Here is a 20,971-nt window from a genome sequence, read left to right as displayed (position 1 = left end):
CGCAACACTATAAGCGGATTATACGTTGCGCTATATCGTTAAAAAAGTGCTTAATTACAACACCACCATATCATCTCTGTGTAGCACTTCCACGCCGCTATCGTAATCAAGTAAATGGCTGATTTGATTAGAGTGTGCGCCTTTTATTTTATCGATTTCAAGATGGCTAAAGCGAGTTAACCCGCGTGCAATAATTTGCTGGTTTACATCAATTAAGTTAATTAAATCTCCACGTTCAAATTCACCTATTGCACGCGTAATGCCTTTAGCAAGTAAACTAGCCCCCTTAGATTGCAATGCATGCACCGCACCGGCATCAATTAAAATTTGGCCACTACTTTTAGGCCCTGCCAATAACCATTTTTTTCGACCATCTTTAGGCGCGGTAAGTTTTAAAAAACGGGTGCCTGGTAATTGCTCGCTCATGCATTTTAAAATCACATTTTCATCAGCGCCTTTGGCAATAATCACCTCAACCCCAGCTCTTCTGGCAATATCTGCGGCCTGTAATTTGGTTGCCATACCCCCTGTGCCTAGGTTCGTACCGCTGCCACCCGCAAGTTGGCGTAACTCATCATTAATATGGGTAACTTCGTCAATCAAGGTGGCGTTAATGTCGGTGCGCGGATCGCTGGTGAATAACCCTTGTTGGTCGGTCAGTAGCAGCAATTTATCGGCATTGGCTAAAATAGCCACCAATGCCGACAAGTTATCGTTGTCACCTACTTTTATTTCGCTAGTAGCAACTGCGTCATTTTCATTAATGATCGGCACTACATCGTAATTTAATAGGGCATTGAGGGTATCGCGTGCATTTAAATAGCGCTCTCTGTCGTCAACATCCGCGCGCGTTAGTAGCATTTGCCCGACGTTAATGCCATACAACGCAAATAAGCTTTGCCAAATATGAATGAGCTGCCCCTGTCCAATGGCGGCCAACATTTGTTTGTCTATTAATGTGCGCCCACAGGGTTTTAATAGCTGTTCGCGACCTGCGGCAACCGCACCGCTTGATACTAAAATAACGTGATGACCTTGCTTTTTTAGCTCACTGCATTGGCGAACAAGTTCCACCATATGTGCTTTGTCTAACTTATCGGTACCGCCAGTGAGTACGCTTGTACCTAGCTTTACAACTACGACCTGATCCCTTTGCATGTTTTTTACTTAGCGCAATAAATGATGAATTTATTTATACCAGTTCGGTATTTTTGAACAAGTAAAAAATATTCAATCACCCCCTCTGCATGCTAGGATCGCAATATATTCAACCGATTAAATTACACCTTATGCCTGCCAGTTTATGTTTAATTATTGCCACCTTTTTGTGGGGTAGCTCCTTTATTGCACTTAAATACGCGATTGCGATTTATGACCCTGCCTTGGTGATATTTTTACGTATGCTCACCACTTTACTGATTTCGTTATGTTTATGGCGTTACGTAATTCGCTTTGAATATTTAAAAGGCGATTGGAAGTACTTATTAGGCATGTCGCTGGCAGAGCCTTGCTTGTACTTTTTATTTGAAGGCCACGCAATGGAATATACCTCAGCGTCTCAGGCGGGGGTGATTGTTTCTTGTTTACCCATTATTGTGGCATTTTTAGCGTTTTTCATGCTCAAAGAGCATATTAGTAGAGCTATTGTAGTGGGTTTTACGCTGTGTATTGGCGGCAGTATTTTACTTACCTTGCTCTCACCGAGTTCAAGCCAAGCCCCAAACCCATTACTGGGAAATTTTTTAGAATTAATGGCCATGGTGTGCGCGGCATTTTATACCGTGTGTATAAAACATTTAGCTAACCGTTATTCCCCACTCACATTGATTGCTCTGCAAGGCGTGAGTGGTAGTTTGTTTTTTGCTCCGTTTTTACTGTTTATTGACCTACCCAGTGAAAACCAACACGATTTAACCGCACTAATGAGCATATTGTACTTAGGCTCTTGTGTTACTTTGGGTGGGTACGGCATGTACAACTATGCGATTAGTAAAGTGTCGGTATTAACCGCCGCGGCTTATTCTAATTTAATCCCTATTTTCACTTTAATTTTGTCAGCCATTATCCTCAACGAAGTACTAACTCTTGGGCAGTGGATCAGCATATTTGTGGTGTTTATAGGCGTAATGATTAGCCAACGCCATCAAGAACTAGTGGTTGATATTCCTAACTCAACTTCGGGTGAGAATATTTCTGCCGACACTAACCATCTTAAATCGGTACCCGAGGCCAGTGAATCAAAAGGGTAACAGGTTAATAAATACAACCCTGATTGCTGCAAAAAATCGGTGTTGTGCTGATGAATTACCTCAACGTGTGTTACTGAATAATGCTGTATTTGGCCATTTTTAAGTTGTAGAGAAAATTGCTCCCCCACTTTAGCGTTTTTTAAAAACGCAAAGTGGGTATCGTTGTGGCCAGCAATAAGTGCTCCTTGCGAGTTACCAAAATCAGCCCCACCTAAATCCCCAGCTGGTAAAAAGTGGCTCGGCGCAAACGCTAAGTTTCTACCACTTGCACCATCAAGCACGGTTAGTCGTTTATTATGCTTTGGCCATATTATTTGTGCCACGGGGTAACTATCAGCATAAAACCACGGCTTAATTTTTTTATTGGGCGATTTAAGGGTCGTTTGCCAAGCTTGCTCTATTAACACTTGTGCAAGCCACGCCTTTGCCTGCATGTATACACCATGGCCAAACAAGCTCAGCCCCAAGGCTAGTAAACCTATGCTTAGCCACTTTTTCATTTACAGCGCCTCACTAACAAAAGACCACCTAGAAGCAGTAATACTCCAAACACAATATGCACTTTGCTTTGCCCATCAGTTTGCGGCAAGCGCATACTCATTCCTTGTGGCATAGTATTAGCCACTTGTGTGCTTTGTTTAGCAACTTCTTTAATAGTGGTCTCTTCTATGGCAATAAACGCAGTAAATGGGCTAAGTAATTGATGCTCAAGCGCGAGCTGCTGCACTTGCTGTTTTACAACACTTTGTTGGTTGTATAACAATAACGACTTTATTTTTTGACGTGCCCAAAGCTTATCAATTCCAGTGGCTTTTGAACTTGCTTGCGGATTAAGCTTAACCTTAAACTCCCCATGCGCCGTTTGCCCCGTAAAAGTAATTGCATCGGTATTGTCTAATTTAATAGCCACCATAATAGGCTCAGCAAAATATAGGTCAGGCAAAGGTGAGGGCCAAAAATCTAAGCTGTCTCCATTTGTATTTGTTAACGCTAAATTAGTCATAGCCGGATGAGCAAGTTTATCAAACAACTGCTGCATTTTCGGCTGCACATCATGAGCACTGCTTATAAAGGTGTAAGTTCCCTTACCTATATCAGCGGCACGACGCATAAAATAACGGTTAGGCGCACTACCAATGCCCACGGTAAATAAACGGCTATCACCTAAGGTATGCGCAATATGTTTAAATAATTGATCTTCGTTACTTACGCTACCATCAGTTAAAAATACCACTTGGCGCACAAACCCTTCAAACTGCGCACCATCGAGTACTGCATCAAGTGCGCCTTTTATTTCAGTTCCGCCATCGGCTTGTAAGTTATAAATAAAACGCTCTGCGCGACGTAAATTAAAGTCACTGGCAATTAATGGAGTCTCACTCATGGCTGCAACCTCATTATTAAAACTGACAATATTGAAGCTATCATCACTATCTAATAATGATAATGCGTAAAACAGCGCTTTTTTAGCTTGTTCAATAGACTGCCCATGCATAGATCCCGAGGTATCAACTACAAACACCATTTCACGCGGTAAACGCTGAGATTGAGTAAAACTATCGCTTGGCGGCATTAGCATTGCTAACGCATACTGCTCACCATTTTGTGCTTGCTGAGTAAAAAGTGCAGCTTGCGCTTGCGCTATTTGTAGTGGCTTAAACTCAAGTACAAAGTCTCTATTTATGGCTTGCTGTGGTTTTAGCACAATGCTGTATTGCCCAAATGCAGGGTTTTCAATATTAACTTGATGGTACTTAGCGTTTATATCAACCAATTCTAAGCCTATATCCATATTAATTGTTAAGCTTAAATCGCTGGCATTTGTCGCCTCATTGGTTTGTTTTGTGTAAACAGGGCTTAACCAACCCTGTGGAGTGAACAAAGGTGCATTAGCGCTTTTTATCGCATGCTTATCTTGTTCATCGTTAACTTCCCCTGTTATTGCATGATAGCGTGGCGTAATTGTGGTTGGAAAATGAATCGCAAAGGTTCCGTGTTGGTAATCAATAATCTCTTGATACTCAAGCGTTATAACTATTTCTTCTCCTGGCCCTACATTTGCCACATTTGTAATAAACATATTTGCACGCTGCTGTCGCAGCAATGAAGCTTGTTTGCCTGCTTTTTTGGCAGCTTGGTACTGTTTTTCAGCTTGGCGTTTTTTTGCTATTTTACCTTTGATAACTCGCTCGCCAATGCGCATGGTCATTGCTTGCACGGCGCTTTCACCGGGTAAAGGAAATACATAACGTGCATTTACGGCAAAAGGGTTTTCATTTATGTAGTGCTGCGTTACTACAACATGATTAATTAGCCCTGTTAGGGTCATTTTTGCATCGCTTTTTAAAATAACCCCAGGGTTAACCGCCACTCCTTGGCTATCAAACAAAGATAGTTTTGGCGACTGTGCATGGCTTTTAAAGCTGGCCAAAAGCACGATAATAATAAAAATAAAAAGGCTTACCTTGGTAAGCACTTTGGTGGGTTTACTCAACATAAATCACTCCATCGAACGCCTTGCGATTAATTGCTTGCTGTTTGATCAGTCGTTTGATTAAGCGCACGGGTAGTCAGGGTAACGCGTCTGTCAAAAAAGTTATCTTCGAGGGTGTTACTATTTGCTATGCTTTGTTGCTCGCCAAATGCTTGTGCGCTTAAACGTGTATGGCTTACACCTTGTTTAATTAAGTAACTTTGTACGGCGTTTACTCTGGCTTTTGAAAGTAATAAGTTTGCTTGCTCTGCACCGCGCTGATCGGCAAAGCCACTTAAATCGAGTGCGAGTTGCGGTTGGCTTTTTAATAACGCTACCAATTGATCAAGCTGCTTGGCAAAATGTGGAGCAATATCGCTAGAGCCTGTTTTAAATTGCACTGTCATTGCCAATAAATTATTAAGCTGCGATTGAGTTAATTGCTCATTTTGCTGCGCCAGTAGTTCAAGTTGCGCCTCTAGGTGACTGTTATGATTAAGTACGTGCTGGTAGTCGTTGGTTTTCTCTGCCATTACAGTTAAAGCTTGCTGCTGCTCAGCAATGGTTTGCTCAGCCACCTTGGCATCGCCAATCAAACCACCAGCAAATGCGCCTACAAACGCGCCGATTGGCCCACCAACAACACCACCAATAATGGCACCGGTGCTCAGGCCAACAATTGTTTCTTTTTTTGCTTCTTTTGATGGGGTATCCGCAGCAAATACTGGCGTACAAAAAGTGCTAACAAGTGTGAGTGCGATTAATGTTTTCTTCATGGTCTATTCCTTACTATTAATAATGGTTGGCAAGCTATTGGTTGGCACTTGCGTTGTATTGATAATTTCAATAGCTGTATTAAAACACCGTGAAGTGGCAATAAAGGGGAGTAAAAATGGCAAACTGCTGAGCAATTGTGGCAAAAAAATGGCAATTGCCTTTTTAACCTTACTTAGCACAAAAACTTCGTTATAGTGCGTCTAAGTCAATATGAGTAATTAATAAAAATGAAAAAAATAGCTATCGTTGAAGATGAAACTGCCATTCGCGAAAACTACATAGAAATGCTGAGCGCTCAAGGCTATCAGGTAAGTGGTTATGAAAACCGCCCTCAAGCAGAAGTAGCTTTTAAAGAAGCACTCCCCGATTTAGCCATTGTTGATATTGGCTTAGGCCATGAAATAGATGGCGGCTTTTTACTGTGCCAAACTTTGCGTTCACTTTCTAAAACCTTACCAATTATTTTTTTAACCGCTCGCGACAGCGAAATAGACACCGTATGCGGCCTGCGCATGGGCGCCGATGACTACTTAACCAAAGATATTAGCTTAGCGCATTTAGCCGCGCGTATTGGTGCGCTATTTCGCCGCATGGAAGCATTAGAGCAACCCGCCGATGCCAACGCATTAATAATTCGCGGTCAACTAACACTCGACACGCAACGCATGCAGGTGCTTTGGCAACAACAGTTGGTTGATTTAACCGTAACTGAGTTTTGGATGCTGCATTCACTCGCCCAACGACCTGGCCACGTTAAAAGCCGTAATGAGTTAATGAGCGATGCTAAAATTTATGTAGACGACAGTACCATTACCTCTCATGTAAAACGCATTCGTAAAAAGTTTATAGCACTCGATAGCCAGTTTGACTGCATTGATACCGTGTATGGCATGGGTTACAGGTGGGAGCAACCCACATGCTGAGATTTGGCCTACGCAGTAAATTTATTCTACTTTCATGCTTTTTGTTTTTGTTGCCATGGTTAGGCTACGAATACGTATGGGAAATGGAAAAGTTTTTACGCCAAGGCCAAGAAAAAACGCTAGTAGGTACTACACGCGCACTGGCAACGGCTCTGCACGAACGCCCCGCTTTATTTGACGAACAAACCAACTTTTTAGATCAAGTTGTAAAAGGCCGCGATCTCTATGCTTATAATTTAAAGAGTCCAATTCAACTCGATGGCAAACTCAGCGACTGGGACGCTTACCAATCGCTATTTTGGCTTTATGACAAACGCTACTTACAAACAGCCGATGATAACCATCAGCTAAGCAACTTATCATTTAGCCACATGGTAGGTAAGTTTGATAATTACTTATATGCAGTATTTAAAGTCACTGACGATGCTTTAGTATACCGTGCCAAAAACAGCCTCAGCATTACCAATAACGATTACGTAAAAGTTGGCCTAAAAAACCCCGATGGGCAATTTAATACTTATGTTATTGCTCCGCGCCAAGATGGCTGGGTCAACGCATTTGATGCCAACAGTAAAATGCCTTTTACTAAAATTCAGGGTTTCTTTAAACAAACTGAAACAGGTTACAACCTTGAGCTGCGCTTTCCTTTGAGTATGCTTGGCAATAAACTGGGATTTGCCATTGCCGATGTTGATAGTAAACAACCAAACCAACCCCCTAGTATTATGTCTACATCGAACTTAAATAACCCGAATGATTTAGGTTCGGTACTGGTGCCCTCCCCTGAAATAAACCGTATATTAAAAGGCATGGGACACAGCGGCAGTCGCATATGGGTGGTCGATAACCATCACCGTGTATTAGCGCAATCGGGCAGTATTCAGAATGCCGATGGCGTATGGGCCGATGGGCTAAAAAATCAAGCGCCAAAAACTGCGTGGCAGCGCTTTGAACAGGCCTATTTACATCCTATGTATTATAAAATTTTAACTCGTCCTGAAGATGAATTTATAGATACCTTACACGATGTAGCTTCAATGCAAGGCGCTCATTTAGCCAAAGCACTTAAAGGCAAACCGGCCTCGTCGTGGCGGCTCACTCCCGATAACAAAGCGGTGATATTATCGGCTGCGTATCCTATTTGGATTGAGGATAAAGTTATTGGGGCAGTTATAGCTGAAGAAACCACCAATGGCGTGCGTACACTGCGTAATAAATCGCTGGAAAAGCTATTTAATGTAATTTTAGCGGTCATGTTAATTGGCACAGTCACTTTGTTCTTTTTTGCTTCGCGTATATCGAGCCGTATTAGGCGACTACGAGATACAGCAGAGCAAGCCATTGATGCGCAAGGACGAGTAACGGGCCATATAAATTACAGCGATGCCAATGACGAAATTGGCGACCTGTCGCGTAGCTTTTCAAATATAGTGAGCCGACTTGGTGGCTATACCGATTATTTAGAAAATATGTCGTCGCGCTTATCTCACGAGCTGCGCACACCGGTTGCGGTTGTCCGTTCATCTCTTGAAAACTTACAAAGCTTGCAGCAAAGTGAACTGAGTCAAAAATACCTTGAACGTGCCAGCGAAGGGGTTGAGCGCTTAGGGAAAATAATTACCACTATGAGCGAAGCTACCCGCCTTGAGCAAAGTATTCAAAGTAATGAGCCAGAGCAGTTTGATTTACAAAAAGTGATTAGTGGCTGTATGCAGGGCTACCAGCTTACTTATCCTAACCAGTTATTTACACTCAACATTTGCCAAAGCACACTGCCAATGCAAGGTGCCCCTGAATTTATAGCGCAACTGCTCGATAAGCTAATTAATAATGCCTTGGAATTTAGTGAAGCTAACACTGCAATTGAAGTCAGCCTTAAGCAAAATGAAAGCAAAGCAACATTAACGGTAAGTAATACAGGTACTTTATTGCCTGAGGGACTTACTGAACATATTTTTGATTCTATGGTATCGGTGCGCAGCCAACAAATGCAGCAACAACCGCATTTAGGCTTAGGGCTTTATATTGTAAGACTAGTGTGTGATTACCACAAAGGTACAGTAACGGCGCACAATAATGCTCAAGGTAATGGGGTCACTTTTACAGTGAGTTTACCGTTAGCAAATTAGTTAAATGATTTTTTAGTCTTAATTAGTTTTAGCTTGATTTAGCGGGGCTGGCTAATAAGATTAAATTAAATCTAAGAGCCTAATACCTACCGATTAAAAACATTAGTAAAGCAACGAGCAAAGCAGAAAAATAGTGGGTTAAACGGGCATAAAAACGTAACACATTATTTTACCAAAGTTTAATGAAAGTACTAGTTGATAACTTTTAAAATTAAGTAAATATGACCAATGTATAAAATTACAAATACATACCCTGTAGATATCAAACGATTTAGTACCCATACACCATACAAAAACTCACCATAAAAATAAGTACTCTCTTAACTTGGCATTAAATAGTGCAAAAGATGAAAAAGCAAAGACTGACCGTACACTTTAAAGCTTGCCATATATACTTTACCTACCTCCCCTTAAACGCATACCAGTAGAATAGATGATATCTTCGCTTGAGCAGGAATATTTTGGTGTGGTAGATGAGAAAGGCTGATTTGGCTTGCCAAAAAATTAAATCGAGTTTGCGTTTTTACTGACTGAATTAGTTTAATACTGAATCAATAATCACTTAACCCAAGTAAAAAATAAAAAAAGGTTGCCTTTATGTAACCTTTGGGTATCATTGATACCTGAAGGTTACATATGGTGTGTTTAGGTATCACATGAAAACCTTAAGTGGAGTAAACACAACGCGACATTATTTGGTCGTCACTAAAAAGGGATATACAACAGATGGCAAAATCAATATCAGTACTACCAGAACAAGAACAGCAATATTTAACAATTACTGGAAAAGCCAGTATTGCTCTAGCGTTTTTCTTGTTAGCAGAGCTGCTTTCAACAGTCATCAGCAAAACCGATTCAGTTATATATTTGCTAGTAGATTTAACTTTATTTGCGAGTTTTATCTATTTTCTTGTGTTAGGTACTAAATCCATGAAGTTTGCTAAGCACATATCAAAACTAGGTTTCTGGACATATAAATTTAACGACGAGTATGTGGATTATGTTAGTTCGCTCAGCCTGCGCGTTACATGTCACATTATGGTAATTGGCGGAGCATTTCTCGCATATAGTGGCGACAGTAAGTGGTTTGTGGAATTAATAGCCCCTTTCAACCCCACAGATGCACTTCAAGTATTGCTTTGCCTAGCAGCATCTACACATGGCACATTAATTTTGTGGCAACTTGGCAAGGAAGAGCTTTATGAATGAAGATTTAGATAATCATATTCACAAACTTCGATTACAGCATAAAATATCTCAGCAAGAGTTAGCGGATGCCATAGGCGTTTCTAGAAAAACTATTAGTACAGTAGAAACCGGGCGTTTTACACCGTCGGTGGTTATTGCACTAAAAATAGCGGCTTATTTCGCTATTTCTGTAGAGCAAATATTTACTTTAAAATAATCTTCCTGGCTCTATAGACTTTGAAGATGCTCTCAACAACAGTAAATAGCTATGAGTTAGGTGCTTTTAATAGAAAAAGGCCTTTAAATATTGCTCCCTTACCATCCTTAAATAAACCGCAACAAATGTCGAGCTCATTTAAGGATGGTAAGAAACAGCTACAGATTTTCCTTAAATAGCTTATTAGATTCTACGATATTAATCTAACAATGAGCTTTTGAATGTTATCCAACTCTTTTTTTGGGAGTTTACTGATTGTTTTGTCGTTGCTTTAAAGGTATGAGCAACTGCGATTTAATTAATTGTAATCATTCACTTTTAATTAAGTCGGGTTCACATACTCTGGCGCTATATTAACTCATTCAGCAGTAGGATTTGCCGTGTTGCCATCACTTGAACGAGAAGAGCTCGACTTTATTTTTAGTTTATATAAATCAGATAAAAACGCTGAGCCTGAAGCAACTAAACCACAACACTCAGGTAAACGACCTTCAAAAAGTACCACTTCTTAAGGTATAAGGCGTATCTCGGTACTTAATTTAATCTTCACTAATTAGCTTACCGTACTTGGCTCATCGCTTAAAAACGCTTTAATGCAGTCTATTTCTGCCTGTTTGACCGTTTCGCCTATTTCGGGGCCTTTTTTGCCGCTTTTAAGCGCGTCTTGCACTATCTGTTTTTTATCCATTTTTTGTAGTTCGTTGTGAATAGCACGTAATTTAGCGGCTTGTGGATAGGGCTTATCCACCAGCGTTTCGCCTCGTCCTTGTGCATCACACTGGCACGCTTGAGTAAAAGCAATAAAACGCTCTGGATGCACTAGCGCATTTAAATTAGTGACGATTAATTTATGAATAGTTTGCGGCCTTAACTGTTCAAGCGTGTGGCAAAGTGTATGGTTATCACTGGTAAGCACGCCTATATCACGAAAGCGATTAGGCACTTTTAAACGTTCACAAAACGCCTCAACTACAGCAACCCCTTCACGCTCATGGCCGCGTAAATTACCGCGTTTTTTATAGCTTAGCGCTTTACCAAAGTCATGGGTTAAAGCAGCAAAACGCGTTTCTAGGTTAAAGCCTAAATCGGCTGCTCGTCTAAGCACTAGCATAGTATGGACAAACACATCGCCCTCGGGATGATGATTTGCCGGCTGCGGGGTGTTTTTCATCTGTTCTATTTCAGGAAAAATACCTAACCCATCTAATGCTTGGAAATAAAGCTCAGGGTGTTTTTCGCCAAGCGCTTTTTCTGTTTCAAGCCAGACTCGCTCTGGTACTAGATGTTCCAACTCGCCTTTATTTTTAAGCTCATGCATTAATGCAGTAGTACTTGGATGAATAGACCAGTCGCTACCATAACGCGCTAAAAAGCGAGCAATACGCAATACCCGAACAGGGTCTTCTACAAATGCTTGGGTGGTGTGACGCAGTATTTTATTTTTTAAATCAGCTTGACCATTAAATGGATCAATAATAGTGCCGTTTTCGTCTAGCGCCATAGAGTTAATGGTTAAATCTCGGCGTGCTAAATCTTCTTCAAGGGTTACGTTTGGGCTGGCATCCACCACAAAGCCGGTATAACCTTTACCACTTTTACGCTCAGTGCGCCCTAGTGCATATTCTTCTTTAGTGTTTGGGTGTAAGTAAACCGGAAAATCGCTGCCAATGGGTAAAAATCCGAGTGCTTCCATTGTCTCTGGCGTTTCACCAATAACAACATAGTCATTATCTTTTGATTGTATGTTTAGCAGTTTATCTCGCACTGCTCCACCCACTAGGTAAACTTGCTTTAAACTCTGTTGCACTTTATTCCCAACCACTACTTTTAAGCTTTTCTTTGATGTTAATCATACCTAATAGTCATTAAAAAATCTGTGTTGTTTGCCAAGCTTTATTAAGCTCATTACAATAGCGCATTATTTTTTAATACCTAACAGCGAATGAAAAACCACTCAGCAAAAAAAGAACTTATGTTACTGCCCATCCTTTTGGTGGTTATTATTATGTGTGTTGCAGGGCATTTCTTGCTACAGGCTAATTTTCAAGATAGCCATTTGGTTGAGTATTTGTTAGCTGCAATTCCATTTGCTATGTTTGGCTTAGTAATAATAGCCTTTAAAATGGCAGCCAAAAGTGAACAACAAGAAAATGATGAGTAAATAAGTTACTGATAGTTTTTTTCTGCTTTAGTGACTTTGTATAAATAGCGTCTTGATTCCGCACGTGAGTGCTTAGTGGTGAGAATATTATAAAACTGGCTTGCAGTAAGCTGATTTATTTGTGAAAACGCCACACTTCTATTTTTATTAAATATGCGCAGAACATTACCCGCCCCGCCGTTATAAGACGAGATCATGGCAAAGTGCTTACTTTTGTCGGTACTAATTTTGTTTAAGTAGTTATTTTTTAAAATACTTAAATAGGCGCTGCCTATATCGATATTATATTTTGGATTAAACAATACTGCTTTGGTTGGCTGCCCAGGTACTTTTTTTATTTTTTGGTATACATCGCGCCCTGCGGTAGCCGGGATCACTTGCATTAATCCATAGGCGTTTGATGAGCTCACCGCATGTGGATTAAAGCTACTTTCGGTTTCAATAATGGCATAAATAAGTGCTGCCGATATTTGATATTTTTTTGCAGCCGCCAGCACATAAGCACTGTACTTTTGCTTTCTTAAATGAGCATTTTGCTCTACTAAATCAAAGCTAACCGACGAAATAACGTGCCCATATTGACGTTGCTTTTTTAAATTATTATTTACTAAATAACGCGCAAATCGATTAGCACGCCAGCTATATTTTATGGGTAACTTATCTTGATCGAGCACTTGTTGGTATAAAAACGGCTCGCCTTCTAAAATTGGCGCTTCGCTGGTAAAAATATCGGTTTTATCGGGATCGCTAGAGGTCAGTAAGGTCATAACAATGGCCTGCTGTAACAAGCTTATTGTATTTTTTAACGCGATGGTTTCTACTTTTACAGTGCCTTGCTCAAAATCAATAATGGCACGAGCTTGGTAATCATTACTGTATTTTACGTATTTTTTGGCACTAGGTTGCTGAGTGTTTTGTTTACCCCACTTGCGCCCAACAACGCTTTCTAATGCGGCTAAAAGCTGTTTTACGCTACCAACCTGTGCCTTAATAGAACGGTGTGTTTTTTGTGCTTGCTTGTGAATTGCAACCACGTCAGTAGGATCGTTTTTTACTTGCTTTACCAGTTTATTTAAATCAACAACGGGCGGTAAACCCGACAGTGATTTACAGCCACTTAAGCCAACTAGCAAAAGTATAAACGCATACTTTTTCACACAACATCCTAATAAACTTAATAAATCCTCATTTATTATAATACATGATAACCAAACCAGTCAGGTTTAATTGTTTGTGCTTGACCACTTGGGGTTAGTTTAATATTAAGCTGGCTATCGAGTAAATCTATAGCAAAGCAATCATCAACATCATGTAAATCATCTTTATGTAGATGGCTAAGCCCTGCGAGTAAATCATTTTTAGCGCGCTGTTTTGCTTCTTCACTACTGCTGGCAACATACAAAGCAAAGTCGTGTTGCTCTGCTAGTGAGTCGCTTCTGTAAGCACCTAAGTTAACAAAATAAAGCTGCTTATTTTGCTCTACATAACTATCAACTACCTCGACTTTATAACCATCAATGTGATTAACCGCCATATAGCTATCCATGTGTACGCTATTTTTGTCGCCTACCCACTGACTTTTAAGCTTGCTATAAGTTTGCTCAATGTTTTGACCTACCACAAAACGTACGTCGTGCATTTCTATGTGGCAACCTTGAATACGCCCACCTAAATACACCATAAATAACTGCATGCTCACTTCCTTTTTTAAAATTACATTAAGCTATCTACGTCAATTTCATGCTTTTTAATCAGCTTATAAAAATCAGAACGATTACGCTTGGCAAGCTTGGCACCTTCGGCCACATTACCCCCTGCCATTTTCAGGGTATTGATAACGTAATCTCGCTCAAACTCTTTTTTAGCGTCGTTAAGCGAAAGTGGCTCAACGTTATTTTCATTGCTATTTAACGCACTAAGCACTAAATGTTCAGATATAACGTCACTTGGTGTTAAGGCAACCACCTGCTCCACCACATTTTGTAATTGACGAATATTACCAGGCCAATCATACCTTACCAATGCATGCATGGCATCGTTTGCAAAACGTTTTTCTTTTTGCTCCATACGTTTTGCAATATTAGCGCTAAAAAAATTAGCTAATAAGCTAATATCTTCACGGCGCTCTCGCAGCGGAGGAAGTTTGAGGTTTACTACGTTTAAACGATAATATAAATCTTCTCTAAACTCTTGATTGTTAATAGCTTCAGGCAAGTTTTTATGGGTCGCTGAAACAATTCGCACATTAATGGGGATTTCTTCTTGAAAACCGACTGGGCGAATGGTTTTTTCTTGCAGCACGCGTAATAACTTAACTTGTAAATTTAGCGGCATATCACCAATTTCATCTAGAAATAAGGTCCCCCCTTGTGCTTGCTGAAACAGGCCTTGGTGATCTTTTACCGCCCCTGTGAATGCGCCTTTTTTGTGACCAAATAACTCCGATTCTAATAACTCACCAGGGACTGCACCACAGTTAATAGCCACAAATGGGCCATCACTAACATGGCTGTGCTGATGAATTGCCTGTGCAAGCAGCTCCTTACCCGTACCACTAGCACCAGAGATAAGTACATTTACCTGAGTAGGGCCTAGTAATTTAACTTGCTCTAGCAAATGCAGCATAGCGCCACTGCGAGTAACAATATTGCTTTGCGGAATAATATCATCATTATTCACCCCATGTATTTCTATGGCTTTAGCTAAGCTATCGAACAGCTCATCTTTATCAACTGGCTTAGTAATAAAGGCAAAAATACCTTGCTTAGTCGCCTCTACCGCATCAGGAATTGAACCATGAGCCGTCATCATAATTACAGGTAATGCTGGGTAGCGGCTTTGCAATTGTCGATGCAGTGCCATTCCATCCATTTCATCCATTCTTAAATCGGTGATCACCGCATCAAATACTTGGCTTTTAAGTATTTGTAATGCATTCATGCCACTATCACAGGTTGTTACTTCATAACCTTTTGATTGAATTCGAATTGCCAGTAACTGCAGTAAGCTGGCATCGTCATCAACGAGTAACACTTTAGCGCTTGATGGAAGTGTGACTGACATAGTTACTGCTCCTTGGTTTCTTCACGTAATAAAAGTTGCTGTTCAATTGCAGCTAATGACGATAAGGTTTTTTGCATTTCAGCGTTTAATGCTTGTTGTTGTTTTTTTGCATTTATTTGCATTAATACCTGCTGCTTTTGCAGCCATAAATAGTGTTTTATATCGTCTGGCCAATAGTAAGCTTGATCTAGCTTAAGCAATTGACTCATAACAGTATCAGGGTCGCGACTAAGGTTGACGCATGCGGTATTAAAAAATGCCTTAAGTGCTTGCTCCCCTAAGTAAGTTTTATTGTCAGGCGTTAATTTAAAGCCACCACACTGATGGGCATGCCATGCAATAACTTGCGCTGCGGGCGGATACATAAGATCTAGTTTTGGCCGCGGCTTTGGATTGGGCTGGTTGCTTTTATTATCGGGCTGAGTTTGAGCTATTAGCTCAGGTTTAGCTGGTGTTTGAGTGTTTGTTAATTCACACCCAGATAAAAAAACGAGACTGCTGGTTAGCCATAAAATAGCCATTAAACGCGCAGACATATTATTTAACTCCTTTATTTTTATAGGGGATGACAATGTTAAATCGACAGCCTTGCGGCTCATTATGCTCAATAGTTAACTTACCCTGTAACTGTTCAACCGACTCTTTTACTATGGTAAGGCCTAAACCACTGCCTTGAAGACTAATCTCTTTACTGTGTTTACCTTGATAAAAAGCGCCAAAAACATATTCTTTTTCATGCTCTTTAATACCACAGCCCTCATCAGCGACCTGTATAATTAAGCTATTACTTTCTAAACTTAAGCTAATCGACACTGCTTGATTTGACTGGGAAAACTTTAAACCATTAGAGATTAACTGAATTAAAATCATTTCAATTAATTCTCTCGGTAAATTAAGTGCAACTGTCGGTAAGCTATTGTGCCAAATAAGCGACTGCTCTCGTGCATTTAACCTATGTTCAAAATGATTACTTACCTTTTTTATTAGCTGGTTAAATTCCACTTCACTAACATTATCTTTACTAGTTCGAATCGCGTTATAACTTAACAAGCTGTCTATCATAGTGCGTAATCGCACCATAGATTGACTAATTAACTCAAGCACTGCTTTTTGCTCATTATTAATTGGCCCAACAATTTCATCGGCTAATAACTCAGTGCCCTCAACCATAGAGGCCAAAGGCGTTTTTAATTCGTGAGTAACATGGCGTAAAAACGTATCTTTTTGCTGCTCTAGCATATGCAATTGCGCCTGCACCCACTGCAACTTGTTACCTAGTTCAATGAGTTCAGCTGATCCCTGCACTGATATTTTTTGCTGCCAATCTCCTTGGCCTAATTTATCAATAACGGAGGTTAAACCTTTTAAACGGCCACTTATCCGCCATAAAAACCCACCGCCAACAAGTAAGGTTAAAGGCGTAAGTGCCACTAACCAGTTTATAAAGGAGGCTTGTAAATTTGTCAGTTTAATTTGGTTTTGAGTGATTTTGGCTTCATTGGTTTCGCGCAACCACATTGTTAGATCTGCCAGTATTTCACTAATTGGCACAAACAACTCTGCTTGCTCACGAGCTTCAACCACCAGTTTGGTATGCGCTGCTTTTAGCGTATCTGTTAACCGTTGCCATTGTTGAGTACTTTGTTGGCTGCTAGAAAGCTGTTTAAGCTCATTTATATTGTCCAGCGATGACTGCCATTTATCCACGATAAGTTTATCGAGTGAATCGCTTTTTAAAACCCAGTTTTGCCTTGTTGCCCTTTCTAAACTATTGAGCTCTTGTTTAAGTGCATTAAACGACTTGGTTACTTGATAGTTATTACTGACAATTTGCTGTGTGACCGCTAATTGTTTATTTAATACATTTAAAAATACAATAACCACAATAGACAAAGGCAAAAGTGACAACAGCATACTCATTACAAACTGGCCAATCAAATTAGGACGCCAGTTTACCAATGCTTTATATTTTTCAGCCATGATTGCAGGCATACACTAATCCTTTACTACTTTTAAGCGCTCTATTATTAAGCGCTCAACTTATACACTCGCTGAACCAAATACATTTTTGAGAGTAAAACCGTTGCAATGTCGCACAATTGCGACAAGTTAAACACTTGATTTAAAAATAGTAAAAAATTCTAACTAAGAAAATGTTGCATAAAACACACAACCGTCGGTAAATATTACTCATTAAAAACAAGTTAAAAAATTAAACCATTGATTTTTAATAAAAATTAAAGATGGCACTATAATTGTAATACGCTTATAAATATTAATTTTTAAAGGCCAAGGAATGACTAAAGGTTATTTAAAATCTACTGCCTTAATAGCGTTATGTTTCACAAGTAGCCATTTATTTGCGCTTGATGTGAACACAGCATTTTACAGCCTAGATAAAGACAGCAACGGTACATTAAGCGAAGCAGAGGCCGGCGAAGATGCATTACTGCATGAGAATTTTGCACAAATAGACAAGAATGAAGACGGACAATTATCGTTCGATGAATTTAAACAGTTTGTAAAATAAAGGAGTATATTTATGAAACAATTAATTGGTGCTTTTTCGCTACTATTTTTAGCTATTAGCGCGACGGCATTGGCATCGTCGTTAAATGTACGTTTTATGCATTTAGATAAAAATATGGACGGCCAAATATCGCTCACTGAGGCCAAACAAGATAAGCAGCTGCTTAAGCAGTTTACTGATTTAGACAAAGACAATAACGAGATGATTTCTAAAAAAGAGTTCGAAAACTTTAAACCTTAAGTTTAGATTCAAGTTAAGTTTTATATTATAGAGTTAAAAGCATTTGCCATAATCCCTGAGGGAGTGTGTAAACGGATTTAATGTTGGGAGTTAAATTATGGCAAGTGCTTTCTTTCAATACTGCAGCAATTAAAATACACCTTGGAACGCCAACTATGAGAATACTGCTTCCCTTTATTGGTGCTTTACTTTTTATCAGCCAAAGTGCATTCGCACTTGATGTAAAGCAACGCTTTGACCACTTGGACAAAAATAATGATGGATATTTAACCCACAGCGAGCTTGCTGCTCAGCCTCAGCTATTAAACTCATTTTCAAATTGGGATGAAAATCAAGACAACAGAATTTCTTTAACTGAGTTTAAAAACTACTTAACCACTAACCTGTACTGAGCATTTATATGAAGCCTTTTCATAATATTATTTTACTAACACTGACTGTTTTTAGCTGTATGAGTTTTGCAACAAGCAGTTATATTGCCGAAAAGTTTGAAAAACTTGACCGCAACCAAGATGGCTTTTTGACTCGTTCTGAAGCTGCCAGTGATCCTGCTTTATGGTCACGTTTTGGCAGTTATGACCGTGATAAAGACGCACAATTGTCATTAAGCGAATACAGCTTGTACGCCAGTAAATAAAGAAAATATGTTATAAAGTACGTTTATATACTTTTCCTTTTACCAAAAATTTTTCTTCGGTGGGGGGGCAGTTTTTCAAATATTTTTTACTAACGTCTTTAGATTCGAGCATAAAATCCATTCTAATGTGCGTAAGAATGGGTTGTTTATTTTTATTATTTTCAGCCGGAAGCCATTTCCATAAATTGAGGGATTTTGCGGCTGCTTTATCAAATAGCTTTTGAGGGTATGAAGAAAGTATTTTATAGCCTTGCGCCTTTCCTTCCTGATTAATCATAGTTACGAGCTCAACACACCCTGCAAGCCCTTTTTTAGCAGCTTCAATGGGGTATAAAGGCTCCACTCTTTTAAAAATATTCCAGTAATCTTTTCCCGAATCACGAAGTTCTGCGCTTGACAAATCAATATAGTCTATTTTTTCAACAACCTTATTCTCAGGTGATGTTGCACTACATGCGCAGAGAAGTAATGTTAACGGAATTGTGAGGTAAAGTGGTTTCATTGCGTTTCCTTATGCATGAAAGTTAAGTTTTAATTAGTTTTTATTTTTTAAATGATTACTGTTTAACCTACTATAGGTACGCTATTGTATCAACAAAAAATCGTCTTATTGGTATTCTAAATTTGAGTTTGCTACTGTGATAGTACAAATAATAACAATGTGCGTCTTATGCAACTGATAAAACTAATAAAACTAATAAAACCGATATTGCTAGCAAGCCTTTGTGCCGTCACTAGCGTGGCAATAGCACAAACTCAAGTCATTTATAATGCTAATGGCTACTCACCTTTGTATAAAGGAAAAATGCGCCATGGCGAAGTAAACACGTTTACGACCTTGGTCATAAAAGATGGCAAAGTAGTTAAGACAGGTCCAGACAGCTTGAAAAATAGCTTTCCGGGTGCAACCCTAATTGACGCGAAAGGCAAAACCCTACTCCCAGGGCTCATTGATGCGCATGGACACGTCATCGGGCTAGGTAATAATTTGTCGCAACTTGATGTGCGCGGTGCAAAGTCGGTAGATGAAGTAACCGCTAAACTCAAGGAATTTGCCAAAGATAAAAAAGGTTGGATCATTGGTCGAGGCTGGAACCAAGAGCTATGGTCAAATACTCGCTTTCCTACGGCCGCTGACTTAGACAAAGTCGTTAACGATCGCCCTGTTATTTTATCGCGAGTAGATGGTCACGCCATTTGGGTTAACTCAAAAGCATTAGAACTTGCCAATATTAACGCTGATACATCAGCCCCAGCTGGCGGAGAAATTATAAAAGATGAGTTTGGTAAGCCCACCGGCATTTTTATTGATAAAGCAGAAACCTTGGTTACTCAACATATGCCTGCAACGTCTGCACAATCGGTCAGTAATGCATTAGATGCCGCAGGTAAACACTTACTAAGCCTAGGCATTACCTCAACTCATGATGCAGGTATTGATAAAACCACATGGCAAGTTTACAAACAACGCGCCGAGTTAGGTACATTACCGCTTAGAATTGTAGCAATGTTAAGTGCAGCAAGCCCAGATTTAAACATGATGCTTAAAGCCGGTCGTTATCAAGATTCACAAGATTTTTTATCTATCCGCAGTGTAAAAATTTATGCTGATGGCGCATTAGGGTCACGTGGTGCTGCGCTTATTGAAGAATACGCTGATAGAGCCAACCATTTTGGCCTTATGCTTGAAACCCAACAAAAGCTAGAGCAATTATTTACCCTGACTTTTAAAAATGGTTTTAGCGCTAACACGCATGCAATTGGCGATAGAGCAAATAAAATTGTGCTAGATGCCTATCAAAATGTATTTAAACAAACCGGTGGCATACTACTGCGCAATCGTATGGAGCATGCACAAATAGTCTCGCCAGAGGATATCCCGCGCTTTAAAACCCTGAAAATAATTCCATCTATGCAACCTGTGCATGCCACATCAGACATGCATATGGCTGAGCAGCGTTTAACCGACAAACAACTACAAGGCGCTTATGCTTGGCAAACACTTTTAAACCAAGGTTCAACGATTGCGGCGGGATCTGATTACCCTGTCGAACTAGCGAACCCATTTGATGGTTTATATTCTGCGATAACGCGCATGGATCATAATCAGCTGCCTGAAAACGGTTGGCGCGCCAGTGAGGTATTGAGCAGAGAAGATGCATTACGTGCGTTTACCCTTGGCGGCGCGTATGCAGCGCATCAAGAGTTTAAAGTAGGTAGTTTAGAGCAAGGTAAATGGGCTGACTTTATACTGGTTGATCAAGACTACTTTAAAGTGCCTATTGAGCAGCTTTATAAAACTCAGGTATTGCAAACGTGGATAGCAGGTAAATTACGTTACCAAAAAGATTCAGCAAAGCCTGAGTAAAAACAAAAAAGGGTTA

23 protein-coding genes are annotated in these 20,971 nt (G+C 39.9%); 12 read left to right on the top strand and 11 right to left on the bottom strand.

Going from position 1 to position 20,971, the window contains the following annotated elements:
• Nucleotides 1-54: 54 nt before the first annotated feature.
• The gene (proB, locus tag MTF66_RS28980) at nt 55-1,158 is read right to left on the bottom strand and encodes a glutamate 5-kinase (RefSeq protein WP_033102848.1); all 1,104 of its coding nucleotides are present in this window, start codon (nt 1,156-1,158) and stop codon (nt 55-57) included.
• Between the two features lie 131 nt (nt 1,159-1,289).
• Between proB and MTF66_RS28975 the strand changes: the two genes are divergently transcribed.
• The gene (locus MTF66_RS28975; RefSeq protein WP_248529399.1) at nt 1,290-2,249 is read left to right on the top strand and encodes a DMT family transporter; all 960 of its coding nucleotides are present in this window, start codon (nt 1,290-1,292) and stop codon (nt 2,247-2,249) included.
• On the opposite strand, the gene MTF66_RS28970 is transcribed toward MTF66_RS28975, so the two are convergent.
• From MTF66_RS28970 to pdsO, 3 genes are read right to left on the bottom strand one after another with little or no spacing between them, the layout of a single operon-like run.
• On the bottom strand, nt 2,144-2,749 hold the full coding sequence (locus MTF66_RS28970) for a class GN sortase (protein ID WP_248529386.1): 606 nt from the start codon (nt 2,747-2,749) through the stop codon (nt 2,144-2,146). The two genes, MTF66_RS28975 and MTF66_RS28970, sit on opposite strands and share 106 nt — an antisense overlap.
• Nucleotides 2,746-4,746: a marine proteobacterial sortase target protein gene (locus MTF66_RS28965; RefSeq protein WP_248529385.1), complete on the bottom strand. Its 2,001-nt coding sequence runs from the start codon at nt 4,744-4,746 to the stop codon at nt 2,746-2,748. The genes MTF66_RS28970 and MTF66_RS28965 overlap by 4 nt, the downstream gene beginning before the upstream one ends.
• A 26-nt stretch (nt 4,747-4,772) precedes the next feature.
• Nucleotides 4,773-5,498: a sortase-associated OmpA-like protein PdsO gene (gene pdsO / locus MTF66_RS28960; RefSeq protein ID WP_054201826.1), complete on the bottom strand. Its 726-nt coding sequence runs from the start codon at nt 5,496-5,498 to the stop codon at nt 4,773-4,775.
• 228 nt (nt 5,499-5,726) lie between these two features.
• Here pdsO and pdsR point away from each other — a divergent pair, with 228 nt between their 5' ends.
• From pdsR to MTF66_RS38545, 5 genes are all read left to right on the top strand, one after another.
• On the top strand, nt 5,727-6,422 hold the full coding sequence (pdsR, locus tag MTF66_RS28955; RefSeq protein ID WP_008111124.1) for a proteobacterial dedicated sortase system response regulator: 696 nt from the start codon (nt 5,727-5,729) through the stop codon (nt 6,420-6,422).
• Entirely contained in the window at nt 6,416-8,551 is a 2,136-nt protein-coding gene (gene pdsS / locus MTF66_RS28950; protein ID WP_138622496.1) for a proteobacterial dedicated sortase system histidine kinase, read from the top strand. Before pdsR ends, pdsS begins: the two co-directional genes overlap by 7 nt.
• 726 nt (nt 8,552-9,277) lie before the next feature.
• The gene (locus tag MTF66_RS28945) at nt 9,278-9,760 is read left to right on the top strand and encodes a hypothetical protein (protein ID WP_138622498.1); all 483 of its coding nucleotides are present in this window, start codon (nt 9,278-9,280) and stop codon (nt 9,758-9,760) included.
• The gene (locus MTF66_RS28940) at nt 9,753-9,956 is read left to right on the top strand and encodes a helix-turn-helix transcriptional regulator (protein ID WP_054201830.1); all 204 of its coding nucleotides are present in this window, start codon (nt 9,753-9,755) and stop codon (nt 9,954-9,956) included. The genes MTF66_RS28945 and MTF66_RS28940 overlap by 8 nt, the downstream gene beginning before the upstream one ends.
• A gap of 380 nt (nt 9,957-10,336) precedes the next feature.
• Nucleotides 10,337-10,468, top strand: coding sequence for a hypothetical protein (locus tag MTF66_RS38545; RefSeq protein ID WP_258306396.1), 132 nt, complete (start codon nt 10,337-10,339; stop codon nt 10,466-10,468).
• Between the two features lie 41 nt (nt 10,469-10,509).
• Here the strand turns inward: MTF66_RS38545 and MTF66_RS28935 are convergent, their stop codons facing one another.
• Complete coding sequence (locus MTF66_RS28935) at nt 10,510-11,763, bottom strand: multifunctional CCA addition/repair protein (RefSeq protein WP_109874192.1); 1,254 nt, start codon at nt 11,761-11,763, stop codon at nt 10,510-10,512.
• A 135-nt stretch (nt 11,764-11,898) separates the two neighbouring features.
• Here MTF66_RS28935 and MTF66_RS28930 point away from each other — a divergent pair, with 135 nt between their 5' ends.
• Complete coding sequence (locus tag MTF66_RS28930; protein WP_076918363.1) at nt 11,899-12,117, top strand: hypothetical protein; 219 nt, start codon at nt 11,899-11,901, stop codon at nt 12,115-12,117.
• Between the two features lie 5 nt (nt 12,118-12,122).
• On the opposite strand, the gene MTF66_RS28925 is transcribed toward MTF66_RS28930, so the two are convergent.
• From MTF66_RS28925 to MTF66_RS28905, 5 genes are read right to left on the bottom strand one after another with little or no spacing between them, the layout of a single operon-like run.
• Nucleotides 12,123-13,274, bottom strand: coding sequence for a murein transglycosylase domain-containing protein (locus MTF66_RS28925; protein WP_075169762.1), 1,152 nt, complete (start codon nt 13,272-13,274; stop codon nt 12,123-12,125).
• A gap of 35 nt (nt 13,275-13,309) precedes the next feature.
• Nucleotides 13,310-13,810 carry a DUF1543 domain-containing protein gene (locus MTF66_RS28920; RefSeq protein ID WP_010387662.1) on the bottom strand — a complete coding sequence of 167 codons (501 nt, stop codon included), beginning with the start codon at nt 13,808-13,810 and terminating at the stop codon, nt 13,310-13,312.
• A gap of 20 nt (nt 13,811-13,830) precedes the next feature.
• Complete coding sequence (locus tag MTF66_RS28915; protein ID WP_138622502.1) at nt 13,831-15,180, bottom strand: sigma 54-interacting transcriptional regulator; 1,350 nt, start codon at nt 15,178-15,180, stop codon at nt 13,831-13,833.
• A gap of 2 nt (nt 15,181-15,182) precedes the next feature.
• Nucleotides 15,183-15,716, bottom strand: a complete 534-nt coding sequence (locus MTF66_RS28910) for a hypothetical protein (protein WP_054201834.1) — start codon at nt 15,714-15,716, stop codon at nt 15,183-15,185.
• 1 nt (nt 15,717) lies between these two features.
• Entirely contained in the window at nt 15,718-17,172 is a 1,455-nt protein-coding gene (locus MTF66_RS28905) for a HAMP domain-containing sensor histidine kinase (protein ID WP_131691595.1), read from the bottom strand.
• Between the two features lie 304 nt (nt 17,173-17,476).
• On the opposite strand from MTF66_RS28905, the gene MTF66_RS28900 reads away from it, so the two are divergent.
• The 4 genes from MTF66_RS28900 to MTF66_RS28885 all read left to right on the top strand — a co-directional run bounded on the left by MTF66_RS28900 (nt 17,477) and on the right by MTF66_RS28885 (nt 18,587).
• The gene (locus MTF66_RS28900; RefSeq protein WP_010387657.1) at nt 17,477-17,710 is read left to right on the top strand and encodes an EF-hand domain-containing protein; all 234 of its coding nucleotides are present in this window, start codon (nt 17,477-17,479) and stop codon (nt 17,708-17,710) included.
• Nucleotides 17,711-17,722: 12 nt separating this feature from the next.
• Nucleotides 17,723-17,950: a hypothetical protein gene (locus tag MTF66_RS28895; protein WP_008111149.1), complete on the top strand. Its 228-nt coding sequence runs from the start codon at nt 17,723-17,725 to the stop codon at nt 17,948-17,950.
• A 155-nt stretch (nt 17,951-18,105) separates the two neighbouring features.
• Entirely contained in the window at nt 18,106-18,342 is a 237-nt protein-coding gene (locus tag MTF66_RS28890) for an EF-hand domain-containing protein (protein ID WP_010387655.1), read from the top strand.
• Between the two features lie 8 nt (nt 18,343-18,350).
• The gene (locus MTF66_RS28885; RefSeq protein ID WP_010387654.1) at nt 18,351-18,587 is read left to right on the top strand and encodes a calcium-binding protein; all 237 of its coding nucleotides are present in this window, start codon (nt 18,351-18,353) and stop codon (nt 18,585-18,587) included.
• Between the two features lie 10 nt (nt 18,588-18,597).
• On the opposite strand, the gene MTF66_RS28880 is transcribed toward MTF66_RS28885, so the two are convergent.
• The gene (locus MTF66_RS28880; protein ID WP_010387653.1) at nt 18,598-19,089 is read right to left on the bottom strand and encodes an energy transducer TonB; all 492 of its coding nucleotides are present in this window, start codon (nt 19,087-19,089) and stop codon (nt 18,598-18,600) included.
• A gap of 177 nt (nt 19,090-19,266) precedes the next feature.
• Between MTF66_RS28880 and MTF66_RS28875 the strand changes: the two genes are divergently transcribed.
• A complete protein-coding gene (locus MTF66_RS28875) occupies nt 19,267-20,955 on the top strand; it encodes an amidohydrolase (RefSeq protein ID WP_138622552.1) in 1,689 nt (562 codons plus the stop codon).
• Nucleotides 20,956-20,971 lie beyond the last annotated feature (16 nt).

The organism is Pseudoalteromonas sp. 2CM39R, from assembly GCF_023161845.1.
The sequence above is the reverse complement of the archived record's forward strand: the minus strand, read 5'-3'. Positions and strand labels throughout refer to the sequence as shown.

Coding starts and splice junctions, on each gene's coding strand:
- MTF66_RS28895 (WP_008111149.1), top strand. CDS start 17,723: ATGAAACAATTAATTGGTGCTTTTTCGCTACTATTTTTAGCTATTAGC.
- MTF66_RS28880 (WP_010387653.1), bottom strand. CDS start 19,089: ATGAAACCACTTTACCTCACAATTCCGTTAACATTACTTCTCTGCGCA.
- MTF66_RS28930 (WP_076918363.1), top strand. CDS start 11,899: ATGAAAAACCACTCAGCAAAAAAAGAACTTATGTTACTGCCCATCCTT.
- pdsS (WP_138622496.1), top strand. CDS start 6,416: ATGCTGAGATTTGGCCTACGCAGTAAATTTATTCTACTTTCATGCTTT.
- MTF66_RS28915 (WP_138622502.1), bottom strand. CDS start 15,180: ATGTCAGTCACACTTCCATCAAGCGCTAAAGTGTTACTCGTTGATGAC.
- MTF66_RS28940 (WP_054201830.1), top strand. CDS start 9,753: ATGAATGAAGATTTAGATAATCATATTCACAAACTTCGATTACAGCAT.
- MTF66_RS28905 (WP_131691595.1), bottom strand. CDS start 17,172: ATGCCTGCAATCATGGCTGAAAAATATAAAGCATTGGTAAACTGGCGT.
- proB (WP_033102848.1), bottom strand. CDS start 1,158: ATGCAAAGGGATCAGGTCGTAGTTGTAAAGCTAGGTACAAGCGTACTC.
- MTF66_RS28970 (WP_248529386.1), bottom strand. CDS start 2,749: ATGAAAAAGTGGCTAAGCATAGGTTTACTAGCCTTGGGGCTGAGCTTG.
- MTF66_RS28920 (WP_010387662.1), bottom strand. CDS start 13,810: ATGCAGTTATTTATGGTGTATTTAGGTGGGCGTATTCAAGGTTGCCAC.
- MTF66_RS28975 (WP_248529399.1), top strand. CDS start 1,290: ATGCCTGCCAGTTTATGTTTAATTATTGCCACCTTTTTGTGGGGTAGC.
- MTF66_RS28910 (WP_054201834.1), bottom strand. CDS start 15,716: ATGTCTGCGCGTTTAATGGCTATTTTATGGCTAACCAGCAGTCTCGTT.
- MTF66_RS28885 (WP_010387654.1), top strand. CDS start 18,351: ATGAAGCCTTTTCATAATATTATTTTACTAACACTGACTGTTTTTAGC.
- MTF66_RS28945 (WP_138622498.1), top strand. CDS start 9,278: ATGGCAAAATCAATATCAGTACTACCAGAACAAGAACAGCAATATTTA.
- MTF66_RS28965 (WP_248529385.1), bottom strand. CDS start 4,746: ATGTTGAGTAAACCCACCAAAGTGCTTACCAAGGTAAGCCTTTTTATT.
- pdsO (WP_054201826.1), bottom strand. CDS start 5,498: ATGAAGAAAACATTAATCGCACTCACACTTGTTAGCACTTTTTGTACG.
- MTF66_RS28900 (WP_010387657.1), top strand. CDS start 17,477: ATGACTAAAGGTTATTTAAAATCTACTGCCTTAATAGCGTTATGTTTC.
- pdsR (WP_008111124.1), top strand. CDS start 5,727: ATGAAAAAAATAGCTATCGTTGAAGATGAAACTGCCATTCGCGAAAAC.
- MTF66_RS28890 (WP_010387655.1), top strand. CDS start 18,106: ATGAGAATACTGCTTCCCTTTATTGGTGCTTTACTTTTTATCAGCCAA.